Raw genomic sequence first — 20102 nt, 5'->3', positions numbered from 1 at the left:
AGTGGCCGTCTGTACTGCCCGAGGTGGTCACGCACCGTTGAGCCGGCCGGCACCTGCCCGGTGCCGGTCGGTCCCGGCGTGATCCCGCCGCGGCGGGCGCTACCGCTGATCGCGGGTCCCGCGAACCCGTCCACTGCCTTGCGCCTGCTGCACAACCACGGAATCGGCGAGCACGGCCAGCGGACGCCGTTGCCCGTACTGGTGTACTGCCGGCCACAGCTCGCCCTAGTTGCGCCACAGTAGGTCCGCGAGGACTGCACGGGCGGTCACGACGGCGAACGGGGTTACGTCGGGATGCTCCGTCCGCTGCAGGGTGCCACGGCGGTCGGCGTGGCCGACCGCCGTGCCATCTCCTGGGCGAGTTAGATGTACTGCGCCGTCAACGACTGCTTGTTCTTCTTCAGATCTTTGGGCACGCCGGCGAACACCACCTGGCCGCCCTTCTTGCCGCCCTCGGGACCCATGTCGATGATCCAGTCGGCCTGACGGATGACGTCGAGGTTGTGCTCGATGACAACGACTGTGTTGCCGCTGTCCACCAGGCGGTCGATGATGTCGAGCAGATGCTGTGTGTCGGAGGCGTGCAAGCCGGTGGTCGGCTCGTCCATCACGTAGATGCTGCCCTTCTTGTGCAGCTGCCCGGCGAGCTTAAGCCGCTGGCACTCACCGCCCGACAGCGTGCTCAGCGGCTGACCGAGCGTCAGGTAGCCGAGGCCGACGTCATGCATGGCCTGCAGCTTCGTGGTGATCTCCGGGTGCTCGAAGAACTCCAGGGCCTCGGTGATGGTCATGTCCAGCACCTCGGCGATGTTCTTGCCGTTGAGCTTGTAGGCGAGAACCTCTTCCTTGAAGCGCTTGCCCTCGCAGATCTCACACACCAGCTTGGACTCGTCGAGGATCGACAGGTCGATGACGATGTAGCCATTGCCCTGGCAGTTCTCACAGGCGCCGGTGGAGTTGAAGCTGAACAACGATGCCTTGGCCTTGGTGGCCGTCGCGTAGAGCTTGCGGATGACGTCCATGACGCCGGTGTAGGTGACCGGGATCGAACGGCTGTTCGCGCCGACAGGGCTCTGGTCGATGACAATCGCGTCGGGGTGCTGCCGAATGAACGAGTGGTTGATCAGCGAGCTCTTGCCCGAGCCGGCCACGCCCGTAACGGCCGTGAAGACCCCGGCCGGAATGTCGACGCTGACGTTCTTGAGGTTGTTCTCCCGGGCGTTCTTGATCGGCAGCGCGCCCTTAGCCTTGCGGACCTTCTCCTTCATCGACAGGGCCTTGCCGATCCACTGGCCGGTGAGGGTGTCGGCTTCGAGCAGCTGCGGGTAGCTGCCCTCGAAGACGATGGTGCCGCCCTGCGAGCCGGCCCGCGGGCCCATGTCGACCACGTAGTCGGCCACCTTGATGATGTCGGGGTCGTGCTCGACCACGATCACCGTGTTGCCGTTGTCCCGCAGCTGCCGGAGCAGGTCGTTGAGCCGGTGCACGTCGCGCGGATGCAGGCCGACACTCGGCTCGTCGAAGACGTACATGACGTCGTTCAGCGTGCCGTTGAGGTACTTCACGAGCTTGACGCGCTGCGACTCGCCCCCGGAGAGGGTGTCGGTGGTGCGGTCGAGGCTTAGGTAGTCCAGTCCGATGGCGACCAAGTGCTGCAGGCGGATGAGCAGCGTGCTGACGATGGGGGTGGCGAGCGGGATGTCGATCTTCTTGAGGGCGTCGATCAGCTCGTCGATCTGCATGGACGAGTAGTCGGCGATGTTGTGCTCGCCGATCCGGCTCGACAGCGCCTGCTGGCTGAGCCGCGAGCCGTTGCACAGGTCGCAGTGCGTCATCTTCATGAAGGGGAGCACGGCCTTCTGGGCGCGCTCGGACAGCGACTTGACATCCTTCTTGATGTACCGGCGGTTGAACGTGACGATCAAGCCCTCGAACTTCAGCTCGACGCCGCCACCCAGGTCGACCTTGCGCGCCTCGGCGTGGAGCAGTTCGTCCATCTCGGCGTCGGTGAAGTCGGCCAGCTTCTTGTCGGTGTTGAGTCCCGAACTCATTACGACCTTCCAGGCCCAACTGTTGATCTTGTAGTCGGGCAGCTGGATGGCGCCCTCGGCGAGCGACTTGCCGTAGTCGAGAGCGGTGTCGCGATTGAACCCCATCTTCTGGCCGATGCCGTTGCAGTCGGGGCACATGCCCTGAGGGTTGTTGAACGAGAAGAGGTAGCCGTGGCCGAGGTTCGGCTGCCCGGCTTTCGCGAAGAGCAGCCGCAGCAACGGGGCGATGTCGGTGGCCGTCCCGGCGGTCGAGTTCGAGCTGCCGCCCAGCCGCTTCTGGTCGACGATGACCGCCATGTTGAGGTTCTTGATGGCGTCGGCGTCCGGCTGCGTGACCTTCGGCAGGAAGTTGCGCACGAACGCGCTGAAGGTCTCGTTGAGCAGCCGCCGCGCCTCGGCGGCGACGGTGTCGAAAACGATCGATGACTTACCCGATCCGGAGACACCGGTGAAGATGGTGATCTGCCGCTTGGGGATGCGGACGCTCACGTCCTTGAGGTTGTTCTCGCGTGCGCCGAGGACCTCGATGAATTCCTGCACGGGTGCCCCATAACGTCGAAGGAGGATGCGAAATGGCGGTGGGTCGGGAGGCTATCCGCTGCCCGCTGTGTCGTCGGGTTTGTGTCCAGCTCGTGCCGGTCGGGGTAACAGGCGACGGCGAGCCTAAACGCGTCGCCGTACTTGCTGAAGATGCCCTTCAGCGCGGCCGTTAGATCGGTCATGGAATCCGGCCGCTGGTCCGGCCGGACCCGGATTTCGCCGGAGACGCCCAATGACGGGAGCTCCTGCTCCGGCGTCTTAGTCCGACGCCGGCTGGTCGAGCGGGGTGACTGATGTCGTGGACCCGCCGCTGCGAGACCTGGGTGACCAGATCATGTTCGACGAGTCGCTTGACGTGGTAGTAGACGCGCTGGGAGGTCTGGCCCAGCGTCGCCGCGAGCTCGGTGCACGAACGGGGCTCGGCCAGTTGTTGCAGCAGCTCGATGCGCTGCGGCTTGAGCAACGTCTCGGCCTGCTCGAGGCGCTCCAAGTGCAGGAGGTCTCTCTCATCAGGACACCTTGTACGCCAAAAATTGTTTTGTCAACGTACTCCGGTGTGCCGGGGCCGGGCCGTCACCCCTCGTTGTTGATGAGCATCCCGGCCGGGACGCCTGGGGCGTCGAACCGGCGCCAGATCGTCCGCATCGCCGGCGCCTCGTGGTATTGCCGCAGCCGGGAGATGCCGTCGAGTTGACTGGCCCAGCCCGGTACGGCGGATCGTCCAGGTCGAACCCGCTCTGGACGGACGTCAGCCTGGTCCGGCCCTGGGAGCTGGCCAGCTCTCAGTGGGCGACGAGGCCGTCCGAGAGCCGCAGCGCCGCGTGGCGCGATGGTTCGAACCCGGTGAACGGGCGCCGTCCGGGTCGACGTCGAAGCCAGTCATCGAGAACCGGCCGACGAGACGCCGCTCGATGCCGACGGTGGCGCCGGAGCACTGGCTGAACTGATCGGCCCGGGTGAGCGACTCGATCACGGCGTCCGCGTCACGTCGATCTCCACCGAGCCCTCCAGCCGCTGCGCCGTGAAGTCACACTTCGGGGGGACCTAGCGGCCCGTGAGGTGGTCGGCCAGGTTGGAGATCGACAGCGACCAGAACGACTGAAGCGCGCCGCGAACGCCCACCGCGTCGGACATGATCTCGGCGAAGTCAGACATGTCGGTCTGCGTCAGTGTGAGCATCGTGAGGGGATGTTCGATGTCCGGCGTTTCGGTCAGCGCGATCTCGACGGTGGACTCGACCCCTTCGACCGTCTATACGAACCGCAGGCCGCGCCCGTCGCCTTGCAGGAGGCGTTGGTGCGGCGCCGCGCCGTCGGGGGGTATGGCACCGCCAAACTCGTACCAGTCGGGCAGGGCCACCTCGGCATGTTTGGCCAGCCACACGCGCAGTGCTGCGGCGTGGGTCGGTGCGGGCGCCGGCAATGGCCGCGTTGAGGTGCAGCTCGTTCGGCTCGGCCACGGCAATCTCCTTCGGGGTAAGCCGTGTAGGTGAATGCGCGATCGAGAACGCAAGCGCGAAGGCCGTGTGACCACCATAGCCGCCGACCTGGCCGAATCCGGTCGTTGACAAAATGATTTTTGGCGTACAAGATGCCCTTGTGATGAGAGACCTCCTGTACCTGGAGCGCCTCGAGCAGGCCGAGACGTTGCTCAAGCCGCAGCGCATCGAGCTGCTGCAACAACTGGCCGAGCCCCGTTCGTGCACCGAGCTCGCGGCGACGCTGGGCCAGACCTCCCAGCGCGTCTACTACCACGTCAAGCGACTCGTCGAACATGATCTGGTCACCCAGGTCTCGCAGCGGCGGGTCCACGGCATCAACGAAGGCATTTACCAGGCCACAGCCCGCGCCTACTGGATCTCTCCCCGCCTTGTCGGGCGGATCGGCGAGCGACCGCAGCGCGACGAGGCGAGCCTCGGCTACCTCCTTGACCTCATGGAGGAGGTCCAGTCGGATGTCGCCATCTTGCTGGACCGGGCGGCGCGTCGGGCGGCCGAGCATGCTGAGGCGTCCCAGCCGCCGCGCAGGCGCCGGGCCCGGGCCGCGCCGGAGCCGGACCTGCCGTCACTGGGGGTCTCAGGCGAGATCCGGCTGCTGCCGGAGCAGCGGTCGGAGTTCATGACGGACCTGAGAAACGCGCTGCAGGACCTCTTCACGAAGTACGGCGGCGACGAGGGTGACGCGTTCAGGCTCGCCATCGCCTGCTACCCCGACCGGCACGAGATGCGGCCCGCGACTGATGGCGAGACCGGGCAGGGACGGAACCGATGAGCACGCTGCGCAAGTGCATCCGCATCCACGCGCCAATCGCGACAGTGCGCGAGGCCCTCACGAACCCGGCGGCGATGCGCGTGTGGCTAGCCGAGGACGTCCGGGTGGACGTGCCTGGCCGGTACGAGTTCTGGGGCCGTTTCACCCCGGACGGTACCGTGCCGCACCAGCACCTGCTGCACGCGGACGACACGTCGCTGCGCTTCGAGTGGCGGCTTGACGGCGTCGCGACCGCCGTCGACATCGGCCTGCGTGGCGAGTCCGGCGGCGGTGAGCCCGACGCGACCCTGCTGACGCTCACCCAGACTGACGTGCCCGGCTGGCCCGAGGTGCTGACTGAGACCGGTGACCGGTGCCTGATGCACACCTACTGGGCACTCACCCTGGCCAACCTGGCCGACCACCTGGAGGGGCGCGATCCCGTCGGGGGATGCGACTTCACCAGCCCGGAGCTGCGCCGGGACGTCCTGATCGCGGCCGACCGGCACGCGGTGTTCGCCTCGCTGACCGAGCCCGAGCACATCGCGAAGTGGTTCGGGGTGAAGGTCGAAGCCGAGCTCTACCCGGGCGGCCGGTGGGCGATGGGTGGATTCGATGTGGACGGCAACCCCGCCCGCATCATCGATGTGCAACCGGGGCGTTCGATGTCCGTCGACTGGGGCGAGATGGTTGCGTCCTGGGAGGTGGCCGACGCCGGTGACGGCCACACCCGGCTGACGTTTTTCCGCAGCCGGTACGACCGGGCACAGCCACCGTACGACGGTTGGCTGGGCTCGCTCAGTGGTCTGGCGGAACTGCGCCGGTACCACGAAATGCACGACTGGCGTCCCATGTGGGCTGAGGTCCAGATCGACGGCACCCCAGAGGGACTCCTGACCAACAACTAGCACTGCTACCACGACAGGAGAAACAACGCATGCGCAAGCTAGTGGTGGGCGTGGGTGACTACTCGCTCGACGGCGTCATCGGCGAGCAGGGCAGCCCCTTCTTCATGTTCGCCCGCTCCATCCCCGACGATGCCGAGCACGCGGCCTGGACGGCCGAGGTGCAGCAGGGCGCCGAGGTGCACATCTTCGGCAAAAACACCTACGAGGGCTTCGCCGGCTGGTTCCCGAACGCGGCCGGCGACCCGACGGCCGACATCCTGAACAAGGGCCGCAAGGTCGTGTTCTCCAAGTCCCTCGAGCGGGCCGACTGGGAGAACACGACGATCGCCCGCGGCGACCTCGTCGAGGAGATCGAGAAGCTGAAGTCTGAGGGCGGCGGGGACATCGCCGCGTACGGCGGCATCAGCTTCCTGCGGTCCCTGGTCCGCGCCAACCTCGTGGACGAGTACCGGCTGACGGTCTACCCGTACCTGGTCGGCAGCGGCGCCACGCTGTTCGACGTGCCCGAGTCGCGCGCCCTCGAGCTGGTCAGCGCCATCCCCTTCGGCAACGGGGTGGTCGGCCTGACGTACCGCAAGGCGAGCGAAGTACCGGCTTCCTAGGCCTGACTCGAGTTCCCCCGGCCGGGTTGGTGCGGTTCGATCAGGCCGCACCAACCCGGTGAACTACGCCGCCCGCCCGCCCGCGACGAACGCTGCCGCTCTGGGTCGCCAGCGCGCCAGCCGCTGCGCTGTCGTCCGCGGCCTGCCGATCGACATCGGCTCGCGCACCATTCTCGCCGCCGCCTGCCTGTGCGCCGCCGCGCCCCCGTGGCTGCCGGCCCCGCGGGCGGCCGTACAACCATGAGCTCGCCCGGCGATTCCGGGCCACTCGCGCATTTATCGCGCTATACCTCGTCGTCCAACGGAGACGACATCAAGGGGGAGATCCATGTTCGGCTGGTTGGGCAGGTTCGTCGTCCGCAGGGCCTGGTGGGTGATCGCCGGGTGGCTGCTCCTGGCATTCACGATCATTGGTCTGTCGCCCTCGCTGAGTGACATCACCTCGGGGGAGCAGAGCGACTTCCTGCCGTCCAAGTACGAGTCGGTGCAGGCGATCAAGCTCGCCGAGTCCGCGTTCCCCAAGCAGACCGTCGCCACCGCGCTCGTGGTCGTCAAGCGCTCCGACGGCGCGCCGCTGTCCGAACAGGACAGCACGACGGTGTCGCAAGTCGCCGGCAAGCTCAAGGCGCGCGGCATCGCCCGCACCGAAGGGTACGAGACCGGTCCGCAGGCGCTGGCGCCGGACAAGTCCATCCAGCTCGTCAACGTCGGCCTGCAGGCCGACTCGCCGGGCGACCCGGTACTGGGCGACGCGATCCGCAGCCTACGCTCGGCACTCACCGAGGACCTCAAGGACACCGGCCTCACCGCCCGCGTCGGCGGCGACGTCGCGTCGTTCGTGGACAACGAGGCCACCTTCAACCGCGCCTTCGCCATCGTCGGTGGTGCCACGATCGTGCTCATCATCGGACTGATCGTGGTCATTTTCCGCAGCCCGGTCGCGGCGCTGCTCCCGGTCGTCATCATCAGCATCGCCATGGCGGTGACCACGGGCCTCATCGCGATCGCCGGCAAGGCCCTGGGCTGGAACGTCGGGCAGGATCTGCAGACGATCCTGCTCATCGTGCTGTACGGCATCGGCACCGACTACATACTGTTCCTGCTGTTCCGGTACCGGGAGCGGTTGCGCGCCGGCGACGACAAGCAGACCTCGATGATCGTGTCCGTGCAGCGGGTCGGCGAGGTCATCGCCTCGGCCGCTGGCGCGGTCGTGGTCGCCTTCCTCGTGCTGCTGCTGGCCTCGCTCGGGTTCTTCGGCTCGCTCGGCCCAAGCCTGGCGATCGCGGTCGGGGTCATGCTCGTCACGTCGCTGACCCTCGTTCCGGCGCTGGTCTCCAAGCTCGGCCGCTTCGTCTTCTGGCCGTCCAAGGCTTGGCAGCGCCCGCCGAAGGCCGCTATGTCCCGCAAGCTCGGAGCGCTCGTCGGTCGCCGGCCCGCGATCGTCGCCGGCCTGTCGGCACTCATCCTGCTCGGACTGGCCGCCGGCGCCCTGACGTACAAGTCCGACTACGACTTCGGCGCCGGGTTCCCGCAGGACACCGAGTCTGCGCTCGCGCAGACCGATTTGGCCCGGGCGTTCGCGGCCGGCGCCGCCCAGCCGACCGAGGTGTACCTCACCACCCTCGACGGCTCGCCGCTGAGCCCGCAGGCGGTCGCGGACTTCACGGCGGCGGCCAAGGCCGGCCCCGGCGTCGGCCAGGTGCGTGAGGCCGTGCCCAGCTCGTCGCCGGGCCTCGTTCGCATCGACGTGCTGCTGAACAAGAACCCGGTGTCCAATGAGGCAATCTCGCTGGTCCGCGACGACCTGCGCGACTACCTGCACAGCAAGGCGCCGGCCGGCACGAAGGCCGTGGTCGGCGGCGCGACCGGCGTGCTGGCCGACATCAACTCGGCCAACAACCGTGACCTGTCGGTGATCCTGCCGGTGGCCGCGGTGCTGATCGCGCTGATCCTGGCCCTGCTGCTGCGCAGCATCGTCGCGCCGGTGTACTTGGTGGTCGCGGTGCTGCTGAACTTCGCCGCGACGCTTGGTGCCACCGTCTACGTGTTCCAGGGCATGCAGGACAAGCCCGGCATCACCTTCCAGCTGCCGATCATCCTGTATCTGTTCGTCGTGGCCATTGGTACCGACTACAACATCCTGATGATCGCCCGGCTGCGCGAGGAGGCCCGCGCCGGCAAGGAGCCCCGGGAGGCCTCGGCGCTCGGCGTCGAGCACGGCGGGCCGACCGTGGCCGCGGCCGGGCTCATCCTCGCGGGTACGTTCGGCGTCCTGATGATCGCGCCGATCTCGTTCCTGCAGCAGATGGGTTTCGCGGTCGCGATCGGCATCGTGCTGTCGGCGTTCGTCATGTCGTTCTTCTTCGTGCCGGCCTTCACCGCGCTCATCGGGCACGGCGCCTGGTGGCCGGGGCACGGAGACCGGGAATCGACGAAACCCACGGCCGGGGATGCCGCCGTCGCGCTGAATAAGGCGGAGCCGGAACCGGAGCGGGTGCAGTAGCGGCGTCGTCGCGACGGCCCGGCCGCGGTGCGGCCGGGCCGTCGCGCATCCTGAGAGTACTGCGGCCCCTCGCTTGCCCTCTACGGTGAGATCGACGCCTGCGAAGCACAAACCGTGCTCGGACATGGTGTCTCCACATCAAGGGGGGTCTGTGGAACGGAAGATCTCAAAAGGACTCGGCATCTTGGCCGTCGCCACGATGTGCGTCACGCTCGGGGCGGGCGGCGTCTCGGCGACGCCCGGGACGGACCCGGCGCCGACGGCCGGCATCACCTAGGAGCCGTGCGAGCCGGCCGACTCGTCTGGCGCCGGCGCCGAATGCGGCATGCTCGACGTGCCGCTGGACTACAGCCGGCCGGATGGCAAGAATCCAGCTCGCCCTTCCGCGGTTCAGGGCGAAGTCGGCCGCGGAAGGACCGGCAGGGCGTGATCCTCGCCCTTCCCGGTGGCCCCGGCAACTCCGGGCGCTGCACGGCGGACACCTGCGTCCCTGTGGGGATCGGGGACGCCTACGACTGGGTCGGCTACGACCCGTGCGGTGTCGGCGTCAGCGTACCCGCCTTGTCCTGCGACAATGGCTATTCGACGGGCCCCGTCCGGACTACGTTCCACGCAACCCGGACATCGAGCGGTCCTGGCTCGACCGGGTCCGGCACTACGCCGACGCGTGCGGCTCGTCCGGCGGCGTCCTGCTGGACCACATGACGACGCTCGACGCCGCCAGGGACGTGGAGTCCATCCGCAAGGCGCTCGGCGTGAGCGAGATCAACCCGTACGGCTTCTCCTACGGCACCTACGTCGGTCAGGTGTACGCCACGCTGTACCCGAAGCAGCCGCCACGTCAATCCGGCGACGGGCCCGACGCGAGCTGTGATGCCCTGCCGCAACCCGTGCCGGCCGGCGCCTCGGCGCGGGCGCTGCGGGGCGGCGGTCCTTTGGTGCCGGCGACGAGGTACGCGCTGCTGCGCTAGCCGCCGAGGTACACGCGGGTCTCCTCCCGAGGAGGCCCGCGTCACGGTCACCGGGAGCGCGGTTGCCCCCCGGCCCGCAGCGCTCCGCGCAGCACCCGCACCACGACGCCCGGCCTGAGGAGCGACGCCGGCGGTCGCACGAGGTTGAGCACCCGCAGGAACGCCGCGCCGAGCACCGCGTCGTCGGCGGCGGCGATGTGCAGGCGGTGCACAAACGCGTTGATGAAGCGCACGCGGGCACTGCGCCGCCCTGGCACCTCGGCGAAGCGCATATCGGTGCCGACCGCGATCGTCCACGGCCCGTCGATGATCCGGGCCGCGCCGCGGAAGAAGGCCCGGGCGATCCCGGTGTGCCGGCCGGCGAGCAGGCGGCGCAGCAGCAGCGCCTCCAGCGCGGCGACGGTCATGCCTTGACCGTAGATCGGATTGAAGCTGCACAGCGCGTCGGCGACGACGAGGTACCCGGCGGGGAACCGGCGCAGCCGCTCGTACCGGCGTCTGACGCTGGCCGGGTACCGCATGGTGACCGGCTCGCCCGCCGGTGGCGCGTCCCGGACGATCCGCGCGATGTGCGGTGCCGCCAGCCGCTCGGCGAAGGCCACCATGTCGGCATCGTCGGTCGGTGGCTGCTCGCCCAGCATGCCGCTGAGCGCGATCGCGACGCGGTCGCCCTCCAGCGCCGCGGCGATCCCGGCCCGGGGCGCGCCCGGCACCGCGTTGGTCAGTGCGCCGAGGAGCCCGTCGAGATGCTCCGGGCAGCGCTGGTACAGGCGGGTGACATAGGTGACGTCGACGCGGAGGTGTTCCTCCGGCGGTGCGGGCCAGCCGAGCTCGGCCAGCCAGCGAGCACTGCTGGAGGAGCGACCGCCGGCGTCGAGGACCAGGGCGGCCGTGACGGTGTCCGGCGTCCCGGCAGCACTGTCCGCGAGGATGCGCACGCCGGTGACGGTGGTGCCGGCGGCGTCGGTGAGCAGCCCGGTCACGGTGGTCCGCGGCCGCAGCTCGACCCCGGGCAGCGCGGCGACCCGGGCGCGGATCGTGTGCTCGAGCAGGGGCCGGCTGACGCCGATACCGATGAGGTCCGACGGTGCGCGCCGCATCGAGTACCCGTCGTTGTACCAGTGGACCTGCTCGTGCAGGTCGACGATGGGCGCGCCGGCGTCGCGCAGCTGCTCGGACAGGCCCGGGAACAACTCCTCGAGCGCGGAGCGGCCGCGGGCCAGCAGCACGTGCAGCTGCCGGCCCTGCGGCACCCGCCGCCGGTTCGCCGGTGCGGTGGGCAGCTCGTCCCGGTCGAACACGATGACCCGCGTGAAGTGTTCGCTGAGCGCGCGGGCGGCCAGCAGGCCACCGATGCTCGCCCCGATCACGACCGCAGTCGCCTCGCTGGTCATGAACCGCACTGTATCTATCGATTGACAGCGATAGCGTCTTCATTGTTGCGGACTTCCGCCAACCGGCGGCCGCAGCGCAGCAACGCGAGAGATGTGCACCCACAAGTCTGGTGTGAACATTCTGCCATGGGCACCCATCATCTATGGACAATGATCGTTACAGGAGACGAGGAATCATGACCGCGCCGCTGAGCAAGGACGGTTCCCGGCTCGCTTCACTGACCGGAATGCGATTCCTAGCCGCCCTGATGGTTTTCGCGAGCCACGCCGCCCTCCTCGGGTATCTCCCGCCCGAGAAGGAGTTCAGCCTCGTCAAGTACAGCTACTCCATTGGCTGGATCGGGGTCGTGTTCTTCTTCGTGCTGAGCGGCTTCGTGCTGACCTGGTCGGTGCGGGAAGGAGAGCCGAAGCGCCTGTTCTGGCGGCGCCGACTGGTCAAGATCTATCCGAACTACCTGGTGACGTGGGTGGCCGCCATCGTGCTGTCCTGGTGGGCGTTCAAGCTGATCGACTTTCCGAACCTGGTCCCGGGAACGTTCATGGTGCAGTCCTGGTACCCGAACATCGGTGTCATCGTCTCCACCAACACGGTCGCCTGGTCCATGAGCTGCGAGCTGTTCTTCTATCTCATGTTTCCGCTGCTGTACCGGCTGATCAAGCGCATCCCGGACGAGGGGCTCTGGTGGGCGGCCGGCTCCGTGACGGCCGTCATCGCGGTCGTGCTCCCCGCGATCGCCAGGCAGCTGCCCATGGCCCAGGCCGACATGCTGCCCATGCTGAACATGTCTATCCAGCAGGAATGGTTCATGCAGTGGTTCCCGCTGACCCGGTGTCTGGAGTTCGTGCTCGGCATGCTGATGGCCCGCATCGTGATCCAAAAGCGGTGGATCGGGCTGCGCATCCTGCCGGCATTGGCGCTTGTCGCGGTCGGCGTAGTGCTCCAGATCCTGATGTTCCCCAGCTTCTACAGCTTCGCCGCGACGATCGTGCTGCCGATCGCCCTGCTGATCGCCGCGGCGGCCGTCGCCGACTCGACTGGACGCCGCTCGTCGTTCCGGGTCAAGCCGCTGGTGTGGCTCGGCACGATCTCCTACGCGTTCTTTCTCGTCCACTTCCTGGTTCTGCTGTACGGACACATCCCGCTCGGCGTCGGCCGGACCTGGCCGGTGCCCACCGCCCTCGGCATCCTCGCAGGCATCCTGGCGGCGACGATCGTGGTCGCCTGGCTGATGACGCGGCTGGTGGAGGAGCCGATGATGCGGCGCTGGGCTCGGCCGCGGCGCAAGCCGTCCGCCCCGGCCGAACCGGTGTCCGCCACGCCTGTCACCCCCGAGCCGACACCCGCCGTGGTCGCGAGTCAGCCGCTGGAGCGACACGAGGCGTGACGACCCGCCCGCACGCATGAGCGCGGAGCCCGATCGGCGGTCGGGCTCCGCCCGCTGCGCGGCAGGGCCGTCCGCGCTGCCGACGCCAGACACGACAGGGAGACATGGGATGACGCATGGCGAAGCGACGGCTGCGCCCCCCGCCCCGCGGGCGGCCGGGCCGGATCCGGTGTTCGTGCAGCTGCTCACGCCGGAGGGGGACCGGGTCGACCACCCGGACTACTCCGTCGGCTTCACCGATGACGAGTACCGCTCGCTGTACCGTGACCTCGTCGTGGTCCGCCGGCTCGACGCCGAGGCGACGGCGTTGCAGCGGCAGGGTGAGATCGGGCTGTGGCCGAGCCTGCTGGGGCAGGAGGCGGCGCAGGTCGGTTCGGCCCGGGCGCTGCGGCCGCGGGACATGGTGTTTCCGACCTACCGTGAGCACGGCGTCCTGTACTGCCGCGGCGTCGACCCGATCATGCCGCTGAGCCTGTTCCGCGGGGTTGACCAGGGCGCTCTGGATCCGCATGAGTCCGGCTTCGCCACCTACGCGATCGTGGTCGGCGCGCACGCGTTGCACGCGACCGGCTACGCCATGGGCATCGTCATGGACGGCACGGTGGGCGCCGACGACGGCGAGGCCGTGATCGCGTACTTCGGCGACGGGGCGACCAGCCAGGGCGACGTCAACGAGGCTTTCATCTGGGCCTCGGTCTTCAACCCGCCGCTGGTGTTCTTTTGCCAGAACAACCAGTACGCGATCTCCGAGCCGCTGGAGCGGCAGACCCGCGTCCCGCTGTACCAACGCGCGTCCGGCTTCGGCTTCCCCGGCCTGCGTGTGGACGGCAACGACGTGCTGGCCTGCTACGCGGTCACCCGTAAGGCCCTCGACGACGCCCGGCACGGACAGGGCCCGTCGCTGATCGAGGCGTACACATACCGCATGGGCGCGCACACCACGTCGGACGACCCGTCACGGTACCGCACCGCCAGCGAGGTGGAGACCTGGCAGGCCAAGGACCCGATCAAGCGGCTGCGCGCGTTCCTGACCAAGCAGGGCATGGCGAAGGACGAGTACTTCGACGCCATCGACGAGGAGGCCCGAGTCGCCGCGGTCGGGCTGCGCCAGCGCGTGCTCGACATGCCCGACCCCGACCCGATGACGATCTTCGACCACGTCTACCCGCACGGCTCGCCGGAGCTGGCGCAGCAGAAGGAGTGGTTCGCGAAATACCAGGCGTCCTTCGAAGGGAGTGGGCACTGATGGCGGCGGACAACCTCACGCTGGGCAAGGCCCTCAACACCGGCCTGCGCCGCGCCATGGAGCGCGACCCCAAGGTGCTCGTTATGGGCGAGGACGTGGGCAAGCTCGGCGGCGTCTTCCGGATCACCGACGGCCTGCAGAAGGAGTTCGGCGACGAGCGAGTCATCGACACTCCGCTGGCCGAGTCCGGCATCATCGGCGCCGCGGTCGGCCTAGCCATCCGCGGCTACCGGCCGGTCTGCGAGATCCAGTTCGACGGCTTCGTCTACCCGGCCTATGACCAGATCGTGTCGCAGGTGGCGAAGATGCACTTCCGCTCGCGGGGCAAGGTGAGCCTGCCGATCGTCATCCGGATCCCCTTCGGCGGCGGCATCGGCGCGGTCGAGCACCATTCCGAGTCTCCCGAGGCGTACTTCGCGCACACCGCCGGCCTGAAGGTCGTCTCGTGCGCCAACCCGGACGACGCGTATTGGATGATCCAGCAGTCGATCGAGTCCGACGACCCGATCATCTTCCTGGAGCCCAAGCGCCGCTACTGGGAGAAGGGGCAGGTCAACGTCGGCGGCGCGAGCCTGCCGCTGCACGCCTCGCGGGTCGCCCGTTCCGGCACCGACGCCACCGTGATCGCCTACGGCCCGATGGTTCACAGCGCGCTCGACGCCGCCACCGCGGCCGCCGAGGACGGCCGCGACATCGAGGTCATCGACCTGCGCACGCTCTCGCCGCTGGACATGCGCCCGGTGTACGAGTCCGTGCGCCGGACCGGCCGCGCCGTCGTCGTGCACGAGGCCCCCGGCAACCTGGGCCTCGGTGCCGAGGTCGCCGCCCGGATCACCGAGGAGTGCTTTAACTCCCTCGAGGCACCGGTCCTGCGCGTCACTGGGTTCGACACGCCGTACCCGGCGGCCCGCGTGGAGGAGGAGTACCTGCCCGACCTGGACCGGGTGCTCGACGCCGTCGACCGCTCGTTTGGGTTCTAGGGGGCCGCGCATGACCAGGGTCAAGGAGTTCAACCTGCCCGACCTGGGCGAGGGCCTCACCGAGGGCGAGATCCTCAAGTGGCTCGTCGCCGAGGGCGACATCATCACGCTCAACCAGCCGATCGTCGAGGTCGAGACAGCTAAGGCGGCGGTCGAGATCCCGGCGAAGTGGGCCGGCCAGGTGACCAAGATCTTTCACCCGGAAGGCGCCACGGTCGAGGTCGGCAACCCGATCATCGCCATCGACACCCACCCCTCCGCCGGTCGCACCGGGTGCTCGTGGGCTACGGCCCGAGGACGACCACGGCCAAGCGTCGTCCGAAATCAAATGCAACTGCGGCGGTTGTGCTCGACGAGCCCGCACCCGTAACCAGAGTTTCTGTGCTGGCCAAGCCTCCGGTACGCAAGCTTGCCCGGGATCTCGGCGTGGACCTCGCCGGCATCCAGGGCACCGGGCCCCACGGCTCGATCACTCGCGACGACGTCACCGGGGCGCGGCCCGCTCCGGCCGCGGTCCAGGCGCCCCGCCCCGTCTTGACCGGGGAGCGCGAGGAGCGTGTCCCGGTCAAGGGCGTGCGGAAGTTGACCGCGGAGAACATGGTGGCCAGCGCGTTCACCGCACCCCACCTGACCCAGTTCCTCACGGTCGACGTAACCCGCTCGATGAAGGCCTTAAGAAAGCTCAAGGCCCACCGCGACTGGCGGGACGTGCACGTCTCCCCGCTGCTGCTGGTGGCCAAGGCGGTACTGCTGGCGATCCGGCGGTACCCGATGGTCAACTCGACCTGGGCCGGCGACGAGATCGTCGTCAAGCGCCACGTCAACCTGGGCATCGCCGCCGCCACCCAGCGGGGCCTAATCGTCCCCAACATCAAGGATGCCGGCGCGTGCACGGTGCGGGAGCTCGCCGGCGCGCTCAACACACTGGTCGCCACCGCCCGCGACGGCAGGACACCGCCGGCCGATCTGACCGGCGGCACCTTCACCATCACGAACGTCGGCGTCTTCGGCGTCGACACCGGCACCCCGATCCTATCGCCGGGCGAATCGGCCATCCTGGTCTTCGGCGCCATCCGCGAGCAGCCCTGGGCCCACCGCGGCAAGGTGAAGAGCCGGCGGGTGAGCACCCTTGGCGTGTCGTTCGACCACCGCGTCGTCGACGGCGAGCTGGGCTCCAGGTTCCTGAGCGACGTCGGCGCCTTCCTAAAAGACCCGGAGCGCGCCCTGCTCGCCTGGGGCTGATGCCGCCACCCGTGACGCCCGCGAACCGCCCGGCCCGACGGGCCGAGCGGTCCGGCCGTGCCATGAATGCGCAGGTCAGGATGCGCACGAGCAAAGACGATGGCGGTGTCCGGCGTTGCCTAGGGTGCTGACATGGCCGCCTCGCATCGCACGGATGCGGCGGGAGGGCTGGCCCCGCCCCGGTAGCGGCGAAGAGAGGATTGCCATGTCAGTGCACGATGTCAACCCGGCGACGCTCGAGCCGCGTGCGTTCGCCCAACTGGTGAAGCGCAGCTCGGCCGACGACCTGCGCCGGCTGATCACCGGCGAGCAGCGCCATGAGGTGCTGGACACGATCTTCGACCGGATGCCCGGCGTGTTCCGGGCCGACCGGGCGGGTACGACGACGGCGGTGCTGCACTGGAAGGTCGGCGACCGGCCCGGCGGCGGAGCTGACACCTACGAGCTCGTCATCGCCGATCGCACCTGCACGCTGTCGTCCGCGCCGGACCGGACGCCGACACTCGAGCTGAGCATCGGCGGCGTGGACTTCCTGAAGATGGTGACGGGCAATGCCAACCCCGTCGCGCTGTTCGTGCTCGGCAAGCTCAAGGCGAGGGGCGACGTTGGGCTGACCGCCCGGGTACCGAACTTGTTCGACGTGCCGAAGGCGTGATGCCGCAGACGACAAGGCCGTCGGACGCCAGGCGTCCGACGGCCCCGTAGCGCAGCGCTCTGGTCAACTGTTCGGTGCGTGCAGGGGTAGCCGGGCACCGATGGAGCGGGCGGCGGCCAGGGCCGCCCACGACACCACGGTGACCAGCGCGTCGTCGTGCGGGTGGTGGCGCTTGAAGCCGGCGATGACTGCAGGGCCGACCTGGTACGCCGACAACGCCGTCAGCATCGCGAGCCGACCGACCGGCAGCTCGTCGTCCGGCAACCCGGTCAGCGCACTGTCCACCCAGGAAGCTGACAGCCCGGGCGTGGCGCCGTCCCAGGCGGCGAGCCGCGCCCGCACCCGGTCCTGGACGCGCTCGGGGACGACCGATGCCGCCGCCGCCGCGATCGCCGAGCCGGCCCGGGCGAGCGCCTCCGCGATGCGGGTGGTCCCGGCCCACGCCAGGTCCGGTGGGATGGCGACTGGCGGCAGCAGGTCCAGTGCGGCGCCGGCGGCGACGGGGCGATGGGTGAGGGAGCTCATGACGCGTCCGGCCATCCACTTCGCGCCGCGCCGCGCCGGGCCGGTCAGCGGCGGCAGCGGCGAGGGTTGCAGGAAGACGTTGACCATCCGGTTGATGTAGTGGAAGACCACCGCGACGCCACCGAGCTCTGGCAGCTGCGCCGCGGGGATCGGCGCCGCGGCGTCCAGCACCGGGCGGCGGGCCCACCGCACCACGGCTCTCAGCCCGGGGTCGGTGACGTCGTCGAGGCGGTCGGCGGCGATCGCGGCCGAGTCGAGCCGGTCATCGAGACCGGACAGGGTGGCGCCGTGGATGTCGACGCAGTAGGGGCAGGCGTTGGCCGCCGAGACGGCGATGGCGACCGCCTCCTTCGTCGCGCGGGGCGTGGTCGCGGTCACCAGCAGGCTCTCGTGCAGCATGACCCAGGCGGCGGCGAGCACGGCCGGGGCCGGCGAGTGCAGCGCGATCGGCGGGGCGAGCATGCCGAAGTCTCGCTCGACCTGGCGGTACACCTCGCGGACCAGCCCGGTCGCGGCCGACGGGTCGACGGGGGTCACATGTTCGACGTGGGCCAGCGCGGCGCGGCGGGCCACACGGGTCGTGAGCAGCGCGGTCAAGGAAGCCTCACAGAGGTGACGGGAGCCCGCCGGAAGGATTCTGGCGGGCTCCGATTGCCGACAGGCTGACAGAGGTTGCTGAGAGGGCTCAGGAACGGTCGAGCACCGGCCGCCGCGCGGCCGACAGGCCCGTCGGTGACGGCGCTCCGTAGGTGACGGCGACGCCGCGCTCCTGCAACGCCCGCACAATGCCCGGCACGGCGCGTTCTGCGAGCGCGGAGATGGTCAGCGCGGGATTAACGGTCAGGGCGCCCGGCACGGCCGAGCCGTCGGTGACGAAGATGCCGGGGTGGCCGCGCAGCTCATGCCGGTCGTCGAGGGCCGAGGTGGCAGGGTCGTCGCCGATGCGGCAGGAGGCGAGCGGGTGGACCGTGTAAGCGCCGACGAGGTCGTTGGTCCACGGCGTCACCGTCGCCAGCCCGTCCCGTTCCAGGATGTCCTTGACGTCGGCGTCGGAGAGGTCCCAGCCCCGCCAGGTGTTCTTCGTCGGCTTGTAGGACAGCGAGCCGTGACCGAGCATCTGCTGCGACATCCGGTGCGCGTTGCCGGTCTCCGGCGGCGGGCCGAACACGCCCTCATTGTCGTCCTCGGACATCGTGAAGATGGTCAGCCACGACTTCCAGGTGCGCAGCATCTCCTTCTTTTCCACGCCGAACCAGCTGCTCGCGCTCGGATCCTTGACCTGCGCCAGGATCGTGCCGAGGCCGGGCGGGAAGTACAGCTGCTCCAGCGAGTACCGTTCGAACTCCGGCAGGTCGCCGTCGAGCTTGTCCCAGCTGGCGACGGTGGGGCCGCGGCCGATTTGATACGCCTCGTAAGGCACGCCGTCGCCGCGGTCCAGGCCGAGGACGTCGCGGATGCGCTCCTCGGAGAAGACTGCGGTGTTGAGCCGCTCGCCGTTGCCGGAGAAGTAGCGGCCGACCGCATACGGCATGGTCCCGAGGTCCGCCTCGGAGCGCTGCAGGATGACCGGGGTGGCGCCGGCGCCGGCGGCGACGATCACGATCTTCGCGTCGATGGCGCCTTCGCCGTGCAGGATACGGTAATCCTCGTCGTCGACGATGCGGTAGTGCACCCGGTAGGAGCGGTCAGGGTGGCGGGTGATGCGCTGCACCTCGTGCAGCGGCCGGATCTGCGCGCCGTGCGCGAGCGCCCCGGGCAGGTAATTGAGCAGGAGCGAGCGTTTGGCGTCGAAGCGGCAGCCGGCCATCATCCAGTTGCAGTTGGTGCACATGTCGACGTCGACGGCGGACGGCGACGGGTTGGCGGTGCGGCCGGCGTGCGCACACGCGGCGGCGAAGAGCCCACCGGCGTAGGGCACCTGGTCCCATCGCTGCTGGGTGATCGGCAGCGCCTCGGACACCACGTCGTACCAGGGGTCGAGGGTGTCGCGGGTGATCGCGGCCGGCCACATCCGGCGGCCGATGCTGCCCCGTCGCTCGAAGATGAAGCGCGGCGCCCGGGGCATCGTGGCGAAGTACACGACGCTGCCCCCGCCGACGCAGTTGCCGCCGAGCACGCTCATGCCGTCGCCGACGACGAAGTCGAACGCCCGGGTGTAGGACGATCCCAGCTTGAAGTCGTGGTCGAACTCGTCGGCTTCCAGCCAGGGCCCGCGTTCGAGAATGACCACCTTGGCACCGCCCGCGGCGAGGTGGTACGCGGTGATCGCGCCGCCGAAGCCGCTGCCGATCACCAGAACGTCGGTCGATTCGACGTGTGTCATGCCGGGCTCCCGGTCGGGGTCGTGTTCGGGTGGATGGCGGCGAGCTGACGGCCGTACGAGAACCGCGCGAAACGCCACAGGCCGTCGGCGCCGGGCGCCGCGTAACCGATCGCGAGCAGGCCTGGATGGCCGGCGGCGAGGGCGTCGGTGGTGTTCAGGTGCGCCGCGCTGTCATAGGCCATGTTGCTGAACAGCGCGAGACCGATCCAGAGCTGCTTCTCCGGGTGCTCGGGGTCGGTGAGCCGGCGCACGAGCGCGGTACGGTGCGCGAAGTCCAGGGCGACGAACGGGGGGACGTCGTCGGCGAGGACCAGGTCGTGTTCGGCGGCGTACTCGCCGGCGTGCATGTTGAGCAGGAACGCCATCGTCTCGAGCTGATGGGCGAGCCCGCCGGCCGACCACGCCAGCAGTTCCAGCGCGCCGGCGGCCACCGCGCCGCCGCCGGGGGCCGCGCCGAGGCAGACCCGGTCCCCGTCGAAGCGGCGTTCGCCGGGAATGATGGTGTCCGCGTACGCCTCGATCACCATT

16 protein-coding genes and 1 pseudogene are annotated in these 20102 nt (G+C 69.1%); 10 read left to right on the top strand and 7 right to left on the bottom strand.

Features of this window, described 5'->3' with window-relative positions; genetic code table 11:
• Window positions 1–362: 362 nt before the first annotated feature.
• The 3 genes from AC5L3Z_RS04505 to AC5L3Z_RS04495 form a co-directional block, all read right to left on the bottom strand.
• A complete protein-coding gene (locus AC5L3Z_RS04505) occupies window positions 363–2591 on the bottom strand; it encodes an ATP-binding cassette domain-containing protein (protein ID WP_494839731.1) in 2229 nt (742 codons plus the stop codon).
• 178 nt (window positions 2592–2769) lie between these two features.
• A complete protein-coding gene (locus AC5L3Z_RS04500) occupies window positions 2770–3054 on the bottom strand; it encodes a helix-turn-helix domain-containing protein (protein ID WP_494840603.1) in 285 nt (94 codons plus the stop codon).
• 581 nt (window positions 3055–3635) lie between these two features.
• Entirely contained in the window at window positions 3636–3770 is a 135-nt protein-coding gene (locus AC5L3Z_RS04495) for a hypothetical protein (RefSeq protein WP_494839730.1), read from the bottom strand.
• Between the two features lie 422 nt (window positions 3771–4192).
• On the opposite strand from AC5L3Z_RS04495, the gene AC5L3Z_RS04490 reads away from it, so the two are divergent.
• The 5 genes from AC5L3Z_RS04490 (at window position 4193) to AC5L3Z_RS04470 (ending at window position 9824) form a co-directional block, all read left to right on the top strand.
• Complete coding sequence (locus tag AC5L3Z_RS04490; protein ID WP_494839728.1) at window positions 4193–4861, top strand: helix-turn-helix domain-containing protein; 669 nt, start codon at window positions 4193–4195, stop codon at window positions 4859–4861.
• 104 nt (window positions 4862–4965) lie between these two features.
• Window positions 4966–5748 carry an SRPBCC family protein gene (locus tag AC5L3Z_RS04485; protein WP_494839727.1) on the top strand — a complete coding sequence of 261 codons (783 nt, stop codon included), beginning with the start codon at window positions 4966–4968 and terminating at the stop codon, window positions 5746–5748.
• Window positions 5749–5777: 29 nt separating this feature from the next.
• The gene (locus tag AC5L3Z_RS04480) at window positions 5778–6350 is read left to right on the top strand and encodes a dihydrofolate reductase family protein (protein WP_494839726.1); all 573 of its coding nucleotides are present in this window, start codon (window positions 5778–5780) and stop codon (window positions 6348–6350) included.
• A 328-nt stretch (window positions 6351–6678) separates the two neighbouring features.
• On the top strand, window positions 6679–8853 hold the full coding sequence (locus AC5L3Z_RS04475) for an MMPL family transporter (RefSeq protein WP_494839725.1): 2175 nt from the start codon (window positions 6679–6681) through the stop codon (window positions 8851–8853).
• A gap of 533 nt (window positions 8854–9386) precedes the next feature.
• Window positions 9387–9824 carry an alpha/beta fold hydrolase gene (locus tag AC5L3Z_RS04470; protein ID WP_494839724.1) on the top strand — a complete coding sequence of 146 codons (438 nt, stop codon included), beginning with the start codon at window positions 9387–9389 and terminating at the stop codon, window positions 9822–9824.
• Window positions 9825–9871: 47 nt separating this feature from the next.
• Here the strand turns inward: AC5L3Z_RS04470 and AC5L3Z_RS04465 are convergent, their stop codons facing one another.
• Window positions 9872–11218 (bottom strand): FAD-dependent oxidoreductase, encoded by a 1347-nt coding sequence (locus tag AC5L3Z_RS04465; RefSeq protein ID WP_494839722.1) that lies wholly within the window; start codon window positions 11216–11218, stop codon window positions 9872–9874.
• Between the two features lie 176 nt (window positions 11219–11394).
• Between AC5L3Z_RS04465 and AC5L3Z_RS04460 the strand changes: the two genes are divergently transcribed.
• From AC5L3Z_RS04460 to AC5L3Z_RS04440, 5 genes and pseudogenes are all read left to right on the top strand, one after another.
• Complete coding sequence (locus AC5L3Z_RS04460) at window positions 11395–12603, top strand: acyltransferase family protein (RefSeq protein ID WP_494839721.1); 1209 nt, start codon at window positions 11395–11397, stop codon at window positions 12601–12603.
• Between the two features lie 109 nt (window positions 12604–12712).
• Complete coding sequence (gene pdhA, locus AC5L3Z_RS04455) at window positions 12713–13849, top strand: pyruvate dehydrogenase (acetyl-transferring) E1 component subunit alpha (RefSeq protein WP_494839719.1); 1137 nt, start codon at window positions 12713–12715, stop codon at window positions 13847–13849.
• Window positions 13849–14829: an alpha-ketoacid dehydrogenase subunit beta gene (locus tag AC5L3Z_RS04450; RefSeq protein ID WP_494839718.1), complete on the top strand. Its 981-nt coding sequence runs from the start codon at window positions 13849–13851 to the stop codon at window positions 14827–14829. Before pdhA ends, AC5L3Z_RS04450 begins: the two co-directional genes overlap by 1 nt.
• A gap of 10 nt (window positions 14830–14839) precedes the next feature.
• A pseudogene (locus tag AC5L3Z_RS04445) lies at window positions 14840–16071 on the top strand (dihydrolipoamide acetyltransferase family protein).
• A 154-nt stretch (window positions 16072–16225) separates the two neighbouring features.
• A complete protein-coding gene (locus AC5L3Z_RS04440) occupies window positions 16226–16726 on the top strand; it encodes an SCP2 sterol-binding domain-containing protein (protein WP_494839716.1) in 501 nt (166 codons plus the stop codon).
• Window positions 16727–16789: 63 nt separating this feature from the next.
• Here the strand turns inward: AC5L3Z_RS04440 and AC5L3Z_RS04435 are convergent, their stop codons facing one another.
• The 3 genes from AC5L3Z_RS04435 to AC5L3Z_RS04425 all read right to left on the bottom strand — a co-directional run bounded on the left by AC5L3Z_RS04435 (window position 16790) and on the right by AC5L3Z_RS04425 (window position 20101).
• Complete coding sequence (locus AC5L3Z_RS04435; protein ID WP_494839714.1) at window positions 16790–17848, bottom strand: carboxymuconolactone decarboxylase family protein; 1059 nt, start codon at window positions 17846–17848, stop codon at window positions 16790–16792.
• Between the two features lie 88 nt (window positions 17849–17936).
• A complete protein-coding gene (locus AC5L3Z_RS04430; RefSeq protein WP_494839712.1) occupies window positions 17937–19574 on the bottom strand; it encodes an FAD-dependent oxidoreductase in 1638 nt (545 codons plus the stop codon).
• Window positions 19571–20101 carry a DUF5987 family protein gene (locus AC5L3Z_RS04425; RefSeq protein ID WP_494840602.1) on the bottom strand — a complete coding sequence of 177 codons (531 nt, stop codon included), beginning with the start codon at window positions 20099–20101 and terminating at the stop codon, window positions 19571–19573. Before AC5L3Z_RS04425 ends, AC5L3Z_RS04430 begins: the two co-directional genes overlap by 4 nt.
• Window position 20102 lies beyond the last annotated feature (1 nt).

It is taken from the genome of Micromonospora sp. LZ37, assembly GCF_059359015.1.
This window is presented reverse-complemented; position numbering and strand designations above follow the sequence as displayed.

Excerpts from the sequence above, each read along its gene's own strand:
- AC5L3Z_RS04480 (WP_494839726.1), top strand. The coding sequence starts at position 5,778 with ATGCGCAAGCTAGTGGTGGGCGTGGGTGACTACTCGCTCGACGGCGTC.
- AC5L3Z_RS04450 (WP_494839718.1), top strand. The coding sequence starts at position 13,849 with ATGGCGGCGGACAACCTCACGCTGGGCAAGGCCCTCAACACCGGCCTG.
- AC5L3Z_RS04490 (WP_494839728.1), top strand. The coding sequence starts at position 4,193 with ATGAGAGACCTCCTGTACCTGGAGCGCCTCGAGCAGGCCGAGACGTTG.
- AC5L3Z_RS04465 (WP_494839722.1), bottom strand. The coding sequence starts at position 11,218 with ATGACCAGCGAGGCGACTGCGGTCGTGATCGGGGCGAGCATCGGTGGC.
- AC5L3Z_RS04460 (WP_494839721.1), top strand. The coding sequence starts at position 11,395 with ATGACCGCGCCGCTGAGCAAGGACGGTTCCCGGCTCGCTTCACTGACC.
- AC5L3Z_RS04430 (WP_494839712.1), bottom strand. The coding sequence starts at position 19,574 with ATGACACACGTCGAATCGACCGACGTTCTGGTGATCGGCAGCGGCTTC.
- AC5L3Z_RS04425 (WP_494840602.1), bottom strand. The coding sequence starts at position 20,101 with ATGGTGATCGAGGCGTACGCGGACACCATCATTCCCGGCGAACGCCGC.
- pdhA (WP_494839719.1), top strand. The coding sequence starts at position 12,713 with ATGACGCATGGCGAAGCGACGGCTGCGCCCCCCGCCCCGCGGGCGGCC.
- AC5L3Z_RS04440 (WP_494839716.1), top strand. The coding sequence starts at position 16,226 with ATGCGGCGGGAGGGCTGGCCCCGCCCCGGTAGCGGCGAAGAGAGGATT.
- AC5L3Z_RS04495 (WP_494839730.1), bottom strand. The coding sequence starts at position 3,770 with ATGCTCACACTGACGCAGACCGACATGTCTGACTTCGCCGAGATCATG.
- AC5L3Z_RS04475 (WP_494839725.1), top strand. The coding sequence starts at position 6,679 with ATGTTCGGCTGGTTGGGCAGGTTCGTCGTCCGCAGGGCCTGGTGGGTG.